Origin of the sequence: Floccifex sp., from assembly GCF_051873495.1 — a bacterium.
GTDB lineage: Bacteria > Bacillota_I > Bacilli_A > Erysipelotrichales > Erysipelotrichaceae > Floccifex.
In genome coordinates this window covers 1-11,057 of sequence record NZ_JBJEEX010000047.1, presented here as the reverse complement: position 1 = coordinate 11,057, position 11,057 = coordinate 1, and the positions used below count along the sequence as shown (strand labels likewise).

The following is an 11,057-nucleotide window of genomic DNA, read 5'->3' as shown; positions in this document are numbered from 1 at the left end:
CAGGGCTATGCCCGAAACTGAAAAACCACCAGCTAGGCTGGTGGATATTTATTTTGTTTGTTGTTTTGAAAATTGTAATTACAACTTATAAATGTTGTTATAAAATATAATAATAAGTACTACATTTATTTCACGACAAAGGATTGTCTATTTTGTGACATGTTAGAACCAATAATTGAATATTATACAGTCAATTTCAATAATCCTAAGATTTATTTTGTTGATGCGGATCAGTGTAAGGACTTGAATATATTTGTTAAAGCGGAAGAAGATTCTACGGATATTTCTGGATATACATTATCATCTGTCCCGTCATTATTGATAATAGAAAATAGTGAACTCAAAACATCTTTGTCTGGAGTAGATCCTATAAACAAAGAATTAAAAAAGAAGCTTTGGGAAGCTAATCTTTTAGGAGGTCAGACCAATGGATATAACATAATAAAATAGAATAAAGATAGTTAAGAAGGAGGAACAAATTTATGAAAAAATCGAAACGACTTATCAAAATCCAATGATTGAAACTAGAGAAGCAGATTGGCCTGATTATAATTATGGAAATTGGCAAGATGTAGCAAATAATCCTAAATTATATAGTCAAGTTTTACAATGCTTGGTAGAAGCAGGTGTAACAAATATTTATGACATTGTTTCAGTTTGCATGGTGACCAAATATTAACGGTTTATGGATGTAATTACATATAATTTAATATTTACACTTAAAGTAATTGCAATAGGTTTACTTGTTTATTCTTTGTTTATGTTAAATAAAAAAACATTGAAATTAAAACACGGTAGACTTATTTCTCAGGTATATTCAATTTTTTATGTGATATGTGTTACTTTTATTATGCATATGGATGAATTCATTAATGGAGAAGATATTCCTAAATATACAATCATTATTTTTATTATCTCAGTAATTAATTCCCTAATTTTATTTATATATTATAAAGTTAAAGAAAAAGACGTTAATGACAATCAATGAACAAACATCTATTTAAACGGTGTTTGTTCTTTTATTTTCTTTTTACTTTCATTTTACCTTTAGATGATTTTTCTTTTTACATGCGATTTCTATTATATTAGCGTGATCACGGATGGAAAGGATTTTAAAGAATATGAAGAAATTTTTAGCTGCAGGGACAGCTCTTACATTGTTTGCCTCTGTATTAACAGGATGTGGATCATCAAATGAAAGTGTTAGTGGATCCATTGCTTTAGCAGGAAGCACATCAATGAATAAATTATGTGATGCCTTATCAGAAAGTTTTATGGAAGAATATCCAGATATCAATGTACAAGTTGAATATACAGGATCAACAGCAGGTCTTGAAAGCTTAGCTGCTGGAAGTGTTGATATTGGAGATGCTTCTCGTGCATTAACAGATGATGAAAAAAATAATGGTTTAGTTGAAAATGTTGTAGCAGTTGATGGAATTGCCTTAATCACTGATACAGAAAACGAAGTAACAAACTTAACAACTGAACAATTAGCTGATATTTATACAGGTAAAATCACAAACTGGTCAGAAGTTGGTGGAAAAGATGAATCAATCGTTGTTATTGGACGTGAAAATGGTTCAGGTACAAGATCAGCTTTTGAAGAATTAGTTGATGTTGAAGAACAATGTGCCTATGCTCAAGAATTAGATTCTACTGGAGCTGTATTAGGAAAAGTTGCTGCAACTCCTGGTGCTATTGGTTATGTTTCATTAGATGTTGTTGATGATACTGTTTCAAAAATTGATTTAAATGGTGTTGAAGCAACAGAAGAAAATATTTTAGCTGGTGATTACTTATTATCTCGTCCATTTGTAATGGCTACAATGGGAGAAATTAGTGAACAAAGCGAAGCGGTTCAAACTTGGTTTGAATACATTAATTCTGATGCAGGTCAGGAAGTCATCTCTTCTTTAGGATTGATTCTTCCTGAAACAAAATGATTTCTTCTAAAGAACGAATAGCAAAAATAGTTGTCACGGGATGCGCTTCTGTGGCAATTTTCGCTATTTGTTCCATCACTGTTTATATGATATTAAAAGGAGTTCCCGCTTTATTTAAAGTAGGTCCTTTAGAGTTATTATTTGGTACGGTATGGAAACCAACGGGATCGAATCCATCCTATGGTATTTTATACATTATTTTATCTTCATTATTGGCAACAACTTGTGCTGTGGCAATTGGTGTTCCCATTGGATTAATGACAGCTATTTTCTTAACGGAAATTGCCAGTAAAAAATTAGCATCTATTGTTTCTCCAGCGGTTGAATTACTAGCTGCCATTCCTTCGGTTATTTATGGATTATTGGGAATGATGATATTAAATCCGGTGTTATTTAAACTAGAAAAAATAATATTTGCGAATTCAACGACTCATCAATTTACTGGGGGAGCCAATATGTTAGCGGCCATTATTGTATTAGCAATCATGATTTTACCAACGGTTATTAATATGAGTGCCAGTGCCATTCGTGCCGTTCCTAAGAGCTTAAAACAAGCCTCACTTGCCCTAGGAGCCACTAAGATGCAGACTATTTTTAAAGTCATCTTACCAGCTGCTAAATCAGGAATCGTTGCCAGTGTTGTATTGGGAATTGGACGTGCCATTGGAGAGGCTATGGCCATTAATATGGTTGCCGGTGGAGCAGTTAATATGCCACTTCCATTTAATTCGGTTCGCTTCTTAACTACCCAATTAGTTAGTGAAATGAGTTATTCTTCTGGTTTACATCGTGAAGTATTATTCACTGTTGGATTGGTTTTATATATCTTTATTATGATCATTAACTTCGTGTTATTGAAGATAAAGAAGAAAGGAGAACAACATGCATAAACAAGCCATTAAAGACAATCTTTTACTTGGAATTATATATGTATGTGCTTCTTTATCAGTTCTTTTACTTGCAGGTATTTTAATTTATGTGTGCGTAAAAGGAATAGGAGCCATTAATTGGTCTTTCTTAACTGAAGTTTCTTCGAGTTTAAAAGGAACAGTGGGAATTGCTGGAAACATCTTAAATACCGTTTATATCATTGTATTATCGATGTTATTTTCTCTTCCAGTAGGAATTGGAGCGGCAATTTATTTAAATGAATACGCAAAGCCAGGAAAATTAGTGAGTTCCATCGAATTTGCGATTGAAACTTTAGCTGGTATTCCTTCTATTATTTATGGTCTATTTGGAATGATGTTCTTTGGACAATCCCTTCGTATGGGATATTCCCTTTTAACAGGATCCCTTACTTTATCACTTATGATTTTGCCTTTGATTGTTCGAAATACTCAAGAATCATTAAAAACAGTGCCTGATAGTTATCGACAAGGTGCCATTGGTTTAGGAGCTGGAAAATGGTATATGATTCGTACCATTTTGATTCCATGTTCACTTCCAGGAATTATTACCGGAGTCATTCTATCAGTGGGACGTATTGTTGGTGAAAGTGCGGCCTTATTGTTTACAGCAGGATCAGCTAAGATTCTTCCTAAAACAGTTAAAGGATTCTTTGGCAAGATATTCCAATCAGGAGGAACAATGACCATTCAATTGTATTTATCGGCTACAGCGGATGGTGATTTCACAACAGCGTTTGGAATTGCGTTTGTATTAATAATTATTGTTTTCTTTATCAATATTTTGACAAAAGTATTGGCTAAGAAATTTGATAATACGAAGGAGTAAATATGGAAAATATTATCGAAGTGCGTGATTTAAATTTATTTTATGGCGAAAAACAAGCTCTAAAAAATATCAATATGGATATCAGAAAAAATTCCATTACAGCTTTAATTGGTCCTAGTGGATGTGGAAAATCAACTTTTCTTCGTACGTTAAATCGTATGAATGATTTAGTTGATGGAGTTAAAATTGAAGGATCTATTAAAATTGAAGGACAAGAAATCTATGATAAAAACTATGATACGATTTCACTTAGAAAGAAAGTCGGAATGGTTTTCCAACAACCGAATCCGTTTCCAATGAGTATTTATGACAACATTGCCTATGGTCCAAGAGTTCATGGAATCAAAGATAAAAAGACATTAGATAAAATTGTAGAAGATAGTTTACGTCAAGCTGCGATTTTTGATGAAGTCAAAGATAGTCTAAAGAAATCGGCTTTAGGATTATCGGGTGGACAACAACAGCGTATTTGTATTGCTCGTGCTTTAGCTGTGCATCCTGATATTTTATTAATGGATGAACCAACAAGTGCTCTAGATCCTATTTCAACATTAAAAATTGAAGAATTGATGGAACAATTAAAAAAGAATTACACAGTTGTTGTTGTAACGCATAATATGCAACAAGCAGCTCGTGTAAGCGATGATACAGCGTTTTTCCTTGTCGGGGATTTAGTTGAATTTGGTAGTACTAAACAAATTTTTTCTTATCCTAAGGATAAACGAACAGAAGATTATATAACAGGGAGATTTGGCTAATGCGATCAAAGTTTGATGAACAATTAAATGTATTACATGTAGATTTATTGGATATGGCATATTTGATTCAAAATGCGATTCAAAATGCGATGAAGTATTTCTTTGAAGCGGATATTGAAGGAGCTAAACAAATCATCAAAGACGATGAAAATGTGAATCATTATCAAAAGAAAATTGAAAATATTTGTTTCAACTTATTGATTCAACAACAACCCGTAGCACGTGATTTACGTACCATTACAGCGGCTTTAAAAATGGTAACGGATATGGAACGAATTGGAGACCATGCATCGGATATTTCAGAATTGGTCATTGATATGAAAGATTGTCCTATTTTATTTAATGAAAGAAAATTCAAGGAAATGTATTCAGATGTCGTAGCTATGTTGATTCAAAGTATTAATGCGTATGTCAACCGTAACATGGACTTGGCAAAAGAAGTAATTGATATGGATGATAATGTGGATCAATTGTTTGAATCCAATAAAGAGGATTTAATTCAGTTAATTCATAATAACCCTGAAAAAGGAAGAGCAGCCGTTGATTTATTGATGGTCAATAAATACTTAGAACGAATTGGAGATCATGTAACGAATATTGCGGAATGGGTTATTTATTCATTGGATAATGATCCTGAAAATAAAGAAGAATAGCGTGAGCTATTCTTTTCTGTAATAATAAAAGATTGTTGTATATCCAAATAGTATCATGATAGACAAAGGAATAATCCAATTTGTTGGATAGGAAAATGGAATCGATAAAATCAATCCAATGAGAAATCCAAGTAAAGAATTAATAAATAATTGTGTTTTTTGTTTCATAGTGATTCCTTCTTTCAATTTCAAATTAACTTAAATGTGTAAATTTGAAATGGAAGATAAGTAAATATTGAGTAAAAAATATTAAATTTTACATGTCCTTTACATAGAAGTTTACTTAGATTTTACATAAGCTCCATAATATGATAGCGAAAGGATATGTAAATTTATATGGATATATTTGGAATATTAACAATGGTAGGTGGACTTGCCCTTTTCTTATTTGGAATGAATGTAATGGGTGATGGTCTAACACAATTATCTGGGGGAAGATTAGAACAAATCTTAGAGAAATTAACCTCAAAACGTATTATGGCCGTTTTATTAGGAGCGGTTGTTACCGCAGTAATTCAATCATCAAGTGCAACAACGGTTATGGTTGTTGGGTTTGTGAACTCGGGAATTATGAAGTTGAACCAAGCGGTTGGAATTATTATGGGTGCCAATATTGGTACAACAGTTACAGCTTGGCTTTTATCGTTAACAGGAATTGAGGGTTCTAATTTTTTACTACAAATGTGTAAACCTAAGAATTTTTCTCCTATTTTAGCTTTAATTGGAATTGTTTTATATATGTCTAAGAAAAGCGACAATAAGAAAAATGTAGGAACAATTTTACTTGGATTTGCGACTTTAATGTTTGGTATGGAACAAATGAGTGGAGCTGTTGCTCCTTTAGCGGATAATCCAGCATTTACTAGTATCTTAACAATGTTTTCCAATCCGATTTTAGGAATCTTAGCAGGGGCATTACTTACAGCAGTCATTCAATCGTCTTCTGCTAGTGTGGGTATTTTACAAGCGCTATGTTCAACAGGAGCCATTCGCTATAATATTGCGATTCCTATTATTATGGGACAAAACATTGGGACATGTGTAACCGCAATTATTTCTTCTATTGGAGCTAATATTAATGCTCGTCGTACGGCTATGATTCACTTGTTCTTTAACATAATTGGTTCGGTTATTTTTATGGTGGTATTCTATGGATCTAACTTGATTTTCCATTATGCGTTCTTAGATACAATTGCTTCACCAGCCAGCATTGCCTTAATTCATAGTATCTTTAACATTGCCTGTGTATTAGTGATGCTTCCAATTAGTGATTGGCTAGTTAAATTAGCTACTTTAATTGTGCCAGATAAACAAGTCGAACAAAAAGAAGAAGATCGTGTTACAGTATTGGATCAACGTTTCTTAGATCAACCTGGATTTGCGGTTAAGTTATGTAAAGATGCCGTAGCACAAATGGCGCATTTGTCTCGTAAGGCATTTTTATTGGCAATTGATAATCTTAAAGATCCAAGTGATGAAAAACGTAAAAAGGTATATCAATTAGAAGAAAAAGTAGATTTATATGAGGATGAATTAAATACATATTTGGTTAAATTGTCTAGCCAGAATTTATCGAATGATGATAGTAAAGAATTGTCTTTCCTTCTTCATTGTGTAAATGATTTTGAACGTATTTCAGATCATTCTATTAATGTCGTTGATAGCAGTGATGAAATCATTAAAAATAAAATTAAGATGTCTGAAAAAGCTTTAGTTGACTTAGATATCTTTGCCTCATCGATTAAAGATATTTTAGATTTAACGATTGAAATTTTTGATGAAATGAATCCAGATCGTGCAAAAGAAATTCAACCATTAGAAGAGATTGTTGATAAATTAAGCGATGAAATGAAAAAACGTCATATTATGCGTTTACGCTCTGGTGAATGTTCACTTGAAGCAGGATTGGTATTGGAAGACTTAATTATCAGTTATGAAAGAGTAGGAGATCATTGTTCGAATGTTTCTAAGCATATGATGGCAATGGATGACTTGGTTTTAGATGCATCGTGGTTTAAAGATGAGTATAATAAAATCAAGGATACATATGTATTACCTTAGAAAAGAGGAAATATGACTTTAATATATATTGTGGAAGATGATGAAAGTATAAGTGAAATCGAGAGCATAGCGCTTAAGAATTGTAACTATGACGTAAAGACATTTGATAAGTCATCTTCTTTCTTTAAAAAACTAGAAGAAACAATGCCGGATCTAGTTTTATTAGATATTATGTTACCGGATGAAAATGGATATGAAGTTGTTAAGAAAATTCGTAAAAATCCAACAACACGTAAATTACCTATCATAATGGTTAGTGCAAAGTCCACGGAAATTGATATGGTACGTGGATTGGATGAAGGTGCAGATGATTATATTAAAAAGCCTTTTTCTATCATGGAACTTATTTCTAGAGTAAAAGCTTTGCTTCGAAGAACACAAGATAAAGATCCGGTGTTATTAAAAGTAAATGACATTACCTTGGATTATACGCGTCATATTGTATATGTAAAAGATGAGGTTGTAGAACTAACATATAAGGAATTTGAACTACTTCGTTATTTAATGATTAATGTCGAAGTAGTGTTATCGCGGGATGCGATTATGAGAGTGGTTTGGGATACTGATTTTGAAGGAGAAAGTCGTACCGTGGATATGCATATTAAAACGCTACGACAAAAATTAAAAGACAGTGGAAAGTGTATTAAGACAATTCGTAATGTGGGATATGTTCTTCAAAGAGTAAATAGCGATGAAACAGAAGATTAGTTCTAGATTATTTATCATTGCCTTTATTGCCATGTTGTCTACGGCTGTTGGGGTTATCTATGCTTGTTACAATTCATTTGAAAATCAAGTAAAAAATGATTTGCGTATTTATGCCCAGGTCATTGAAGATACGGATGTACTGCATTCATATTATGAAAATGATACATATGAGGATATTCCGAATTTATTTGAGAATATTCGAGAAGATAATCTTCGTATTACTTGGATTGATCAAGATGGAACGGTTTTATATGACAATGATGTGGATGTGAATAATCTTCAGAATCATTTAAATCGTCCCGAAATTCAAAGTGCCATTGAAACTGGACAAGGAGAATGTGTTCGTAAATCGGATTCTTTACAGATGAATACGTATTATTATGCGATTTTAATGGATGATGGTACGATTCTTCGTGTATCGATTATGGCTAAAACAATTACGAGTATTTTCTTATCGTTGGTTCCTTATATTCTTTTGATTTTATTGTTGATTTTATTTGTTTGTTTTTTCTTATCTCATTATTTAACGAAACAATTACTTGAGCCAATTAATCATATGGCTGAGAATTTAGATAATCCTATTGAAGAACCAGCCTATAAGGAATTAGTTCCTTTTGCGAATAAGATTCGTTCTCAACATGAAAATATTTTATTGGCAGCCAAGTCGCGTCAAGACTTTACCGCAAATGTGTCTCATGAATTAAAGACGCCTTTGACGGCTATTAGTGGATATGCGGAATTAATTGAAAATAATATGGTTCCTAAAGATCAGGAAGTATATTTTGCCAAACAAATTAGAGAAAACGCGAATCGTTTATTGGCTTTAATTAATGATATTATTAATTTATCAGAGTTGGATCATACCGAAAAACATAGTGATTTTGTGAGTGTTCATTTATTGGATGTGGCTAAAGAAGTTTGTCAGAGCGTTCAAATCAATGCCCAAAAGAAAAATATTGAATTAACTTGTACAGGATCTGATGAAGTTATTTTAGCAAATACAGAATTATTAAAAGAAATGATTACAAACTTAGTACAAAATGCGATTCAATATAATAATGAAGGCGGGTATGTACAAGTTCGTATTTATCATGAGGATGGCGTAGTTTTAAGTGTGAAAGACAATGGAATTGGAATTCCTAAAGATGTACAAGACCGTGTCTTTGAAAGATTTTATCGTGTGGATAAATCTAGATCTAGACAAACAGGAGGAACAGGACTTGGTTTGGCCATTGTCAAACATGTTGTGGAAATCCATGATGCTCATATTGAATTGATTAGTGATGTAGGTAAAGGGTGTCAAATTATAATTCGTTTCTAAGTCTTTCGTAAGAAAGGCTTTTTTTTAACGTTTAATGTAAAAAGTATGTAAAATAAAAGCTAGTAAAGTAAAAAATAATTGTAATTTGTGTAAGATAAAGTAAAATTAGTTTAAAGGCGTTTGCCTTAATTATTTAGGAGAGACAAAAAATGGTTACAATTATTGTTGAATTGATGGGAGGCCTTGGACTATTTCTTGCCGGAATGAACATGATGAGTCATGGTATTGAAAAAGTCGCAGGGAGTAAGCTTCGATCAATTCTAGAAGCATTCACAAAAAACCGGTTTTTAGGGTTACTTGTGGGTTTATTCTTCACGGCTGTCATTCAATCTTCTAGTGCAGCGACTTCCATGGCTGTCAGCTTTGTGAATTCGGGTTTAATGAACTTGTCACAAGCGAGCGGAATTATTTTAGGAGCCAACATTGGTACAACCGTTACCGCATTATTAGTTGCTTTTAAACTAAGTGCTGTAGCGCCTATCTTTGTTCTAGTGGGAGCCATCATGTGCAATTTCTTCAAAGAACCAATGGTTAAAAAATCAGGAGAAATTGTATTGGGATTTGGTATTTTATTTATGGGAATCAGTGCCATGTCATCGGCTATGGGCCAATTAAGAGACATGCAGTTTGTGATTGATTTCTTAGCTAATTTCACAAATCCGATTTTAGGTGTACTACTTGGATTGGTTATCACATCCGTTGTTCAATCATCTTCGGTAACAGTCAGCATTTTAGTTGTTATGGCTAGCCAAGGATTGGTTGACTTAAGAATTTGTATGTTTGTAATTTTAGGATGTAATATTGGTGCATGTACTTCCGCTTTATTAACCGCATTTAGTGGTGGTAAAAATGCGAAACGTACAGCTTTGATTCACTTGTTGTTCAACGTATTTGGAACAGTCTTAATGTTCGTATTGTTGTTGGTAGCTGGTGATTTCATTGAAAACATTATTATTGCCATTGCAGGTGGTGGAACAGATTCAGGTACTTTGGGAAGACAAATTGCGTATACACACTTCTTATTCAAAGTATTCCAAGTTATTGTTTTCTATCCATTTATGAACTGGATTATCAAATTGACATATGTCATTGTACCTGGAGAAGATGGAGTTCCAAAGGAATCCGAAAATCAATTTGTTTCACATTTTATCAGCGATACCCTTCCAGATCCTACGGTTGCGGTTTATGTTGCGGTTAAGGAAATGGAACGAATGGCTTACATGGCGTTTAATAACTTAAATTTAGCTGTGGATTGTTTGATTGATGTGGATGAAGATGGTGCAAATCAAGTATTTGAAACCGAAAAATATATTAATTATCTAAATACAGAAATTAATAATTACTTGATTAAAATCAACCAAAATGCCATTCCTTTAGGAGATGCCAATAAGATTGCGGCTTATTTCCATGTGAATGGTGACATAGAACGAATCGGAGACCATGCTCGTGACATTGCCGAAATGATTCCTACCTTTAAAGAAAGAAATCTTTCTTTCTCTAAACAAAGTATCGAGGAATTAAAAGAGATGATGGGTGCAGTCAATGTGACTTTGGAAGAATCTTTAAAGATGTTCGTCTCTGGGGATGAATCGTATATGGATTCCATCTTAAAGAATGAAGAAAAAATTGATCGTTATGAAAAAGTTCTACAAGATGCGCATATTGATCGATTGAAACATGGTGTATGTTCAGCTAGAGCGGGTGTTTATTTTGCGGATGTGATTTCTTCACTTGAACGAGTAGGAGACCATGCCACAAATATTGCCTTTGCGCTAAGAAAAACCGAAGCAGATGGACAAAAGGGAGATTGATTCTCCCTTCAGTTTGTTGACAAACCCCTCGTTTTATTTTATTCGAGGGGTTATATTTTGCC

At 33.0% G+C, this 11,057-nt stretch carries 13 protein-coding genes; 12 read left to right on the top strand and 1 reads right to left on the bottom strand.

Annotated elements, in window-relative coordinates; genetic code table 11:
- Window positions 1-159 precede the first annotated feature (159 nt).
- The 8 genes from ACI313_RS02945 to phoU all read left to right on the top strand — a co-directional run bounded on the left by ACI313_RS02945 (window position 160) and on the right by phoU (window position 5,094).
- Window positions 160-450, top strand: a complete 291-nt coding sequence (locus ACI313_RS02945; RefSeq protein WP_320608529.1) for a hypothetical protein — start codon at window positions 160-162, stop codon at window positions 448-450.
- Window positions 451-514: 64 nt separating this feature from the next.
- Entirely contained in the window at window positions 515-679 is a 165-nt protein-coding gene (locus tag ACI313_RS02940) for a hypothetical protein (RefSeq protein WP_320608530.1), read from the top strand.
- Window positions 680-685: 6 nt separating this feature from the next.
- Complete coding sequence (locus tag ACI313_RS02935; RefSeq protein WP_439755232.1) at window positions 686-988, top strand: hypothetical protein; 303 nt, start codon at window positions 686-688, stop codon at window positions 986-988.
- A 133-nt stretch (window positions 989-1,121) separates the two neighbouring features.
- Window positions 1,122-1,946: a phosphate ABC transporter substrate-binding protein gene (locus tag ACI313_RS02930; protein ID WP_320608532.1), complete on the top strand. Its 825-nt coding sequence runs from the start codon at window positions 1,122-1,124 to the stop codon at window positions 1,944-1,946.
- A complete protein-coding gene (gene pstC, locus ACI313_RS02925; protein ID WP_439755231.1) occupies window positions 1,943-2,836 on the top strand; it encodes a phosphate ABC transporter permease subunit PstC in 894 nt (297 codons plus the stop codon). The genes ACI313_RS02930 and pstC overlap by 4 nt, the downstream gene beginning before the upstream one ends.
- Window positions 2,829-3,683: a phosphate ABC transporter permease PstA gene (gene pstA, locus ACI313_RS02920; RefSeq protein ID WP_320608534.1), complete on the top strand. Its 855-nt coding sequence runs from the start codon at window positions 2,829-2,831 to the stop codon at window positions 3,681-3,683. The genes pstC and pstA overlap by 8 nt, the downstream gene beginning before the upstream one ends.
- A gap of 2 nt (window positions 3,684-3,685) precedes the next feature.
- Complete coding sequence (gene pstB, locus ACI313_RS02915; protein ID WP_439755230.1) at window positions 3,686-4,441, top strand: phosphate ABC transporter ATP-binding protein PstB; 756 nt, start codon at window positions 3,686-3,688, stop codon at window positions 4,439-4,441.
- A complete protein-coding gene (gene phoU, locus ACI313_RS02910; RefSeq protein ID WP_439755229.1) occupies window positions 4,441-5,094 on the top strand; it encodes a phosphate signaling complex protein PhoU in 654 nt (217 codons plus the stop codon). Before pstB ends, phoU begins: the two co-directional genes overlap by 1 nt.
- A gap of 6 nt (window positions 5,095-5,100) precedes the next feature.
- On the opposite strand, the gene ACI313_RS02905 is transcribed toward phoU, so the two are convergent.
- The gene (locus tag ACI313_RS02905) at window positions 5,101-5,262 is read right to left on the bottom strand and encodes a hypothetical protein (protein ID WP_320608537.1); all 162 of its coding nucleotides are present in this window, start codon (window positions 5,260-5,262) and stop codon (window positions 5,101-5,103) included.
- 168 nt (window positions 5,263-5,430) lie between these two features.
- Between ACI313_RS02905 and ACI313_RS02900 the strand changes: the two genes are divergently transcribed.
- The 4 genes from ACI313_RS02900 to ACI313_RS02885 all read left to right on the top strand — a co-directional run bounded on the left by ACI313_RS02900 (window position 5,431) and on the right by ACI313_RS02885 (window position 10,995).
- A complete protein-coding gene (locus ACI313_RS02900) occupies window positions 5,431-7,155 on the top strand; it encodes a Na/Pi cotransporter family protein (RefSeq protein ID WP_439755228.1) in 1,725 nt (574 codons plus the stop codon).
- 12 nt (window positions 7,156-7,167) lie between these two features.
- Window positions 7,168-7,863, top strand: coding sequence for a response regulator transcription factor (locus ACI313_RS02895; protein WP_320608539.1), 696 nt, complete (start codon window positions 7,168-7,170; stop codon window positions 7,861-7,863).
- Window positions 7,847-9,184: an ATP-binding protein gene (locus ACI313_RS02890; RefSeq protein WP_439755227.1), complete on the top strand. Its 1,338-nt coding sequence runs from the start codon at window positions 7,847-7,849 to the stop codon at window positions 9,182-9,184. Before ACI313_RS02895 ends, ACI313_RS02890 begins: the two co-directional genes overlap by 17 nt.
- A 149-nt stretch (window positions 9,185-9,333) precedes the next feature.
- Window positions 9,334-10,995 carry a Na/Pi cotransporter family protein gene (locus ACI313_RS02885; RefSeq protein ID WP_320608541.1) on the top strand — a complete coding sequence of 554 codons (1,662 nt, stop codon included), beginning with the start codon at window positions 9,334-9,336 and terminating at the stop codon, window positions 10,993-10,995.
- The last annotated feature ends 62 nt before the right edge of the window (window positions 10,996-11,057 follow it).

What these genes read in the sequence shown, in the direction of transcription:
- ACI313_RS02900 (WP_439755228.1), top strand. Translation starts at nt 5,431, where the DNA reads ATGGATATATTTGGAATATTAACAATGGTAGGTGGACTTGCCCTTTTC.
- pstA (WP_320608534.1), top strand. Translation starts at nt 2,829, where the DNA reads ATGCATAAACAAGCCATTAAAGACAATCTTTTACTTGGAATTATATAT.
- ACI313_RS02890 (WP_439755227.1), top strand. Translation starts at nt 7,847, where the DNA reads ATGAAACAGAAGATTAGTTCTAGATTATTTATCATTGCCTTTATTGCC.
- phoU (WP_439755229.1), top strand. Translation starts at nt 4,441, where the DNA reads ATGCGATCAAAGTTTGATGAACAATTAAATGTATTACATGTAGATTTA.
- ACI313_RS02895 (WP_320608539.1), top strand. Translation starts at nt 7,168, where the DNA reads ATGACTTTAATATATATTGTGGAAGATGATGAAAGTATAAGTGAAATC.
- pstC (WP_439755231.1), top strand. Translation starts at nt 1,943, where the DNA reads ATGATTTCTTCTAAAGAACGAATAGCAAAAATAGTTGTCACGGGATGC.
- ACI313_RS02940 (WP_320608530.1), top strand. Translation starts at nt 515, where the DNA reads ATGATTGAAACTAGAGAAGCAGATTGGCCTGATTATAATTATGGAAAT.
- ACI313_RS02930 (WP_320608532.1), top strand. Translation starts at nt 1,122, where the DNA reads ATGAAGAAATTTTTAGCTGCAGGGACAGCTCTTACATTGTTTGCCTCT.
- ACI313_RS02935 (WP_439755232.1), top strand. Translation starts at nt 686, where the DNA reads ATGGATGTAATTACATATAATTTAATATTTACACTTAAAGTAATTGCA.
- ACI313_RS02885 (WP_320608541.1), top strand. Translation starts at nt 9,334, where the DNA reads ATGGTTACAATTATTGTTGAATTGATGGGAGGCCTTGGACTATTTCTT.
- ACI313_RS02905 (WP_320608537.1), bottom strand. Translation starts at nt 5,262, where the DNA reads ATGAAACAAAAAACACAATTATTTATTAATTCTTTACTTGGATTTCTC.
- ACI313_RS02945 (WP_320608529.1), top strand. Translation starts at nt 160, where the DNA reads ATGTTAGAACCAATAATTGAATATTATACAGTCAATTTCAATAATCCT.
- pstB (WP_439755230.1), top strand. Translation starts at nt 3,686, where the DNA reads ATGGAAAATATTATCGAAGTGCGTGATTTAAATTTATTTTATGGCGAA.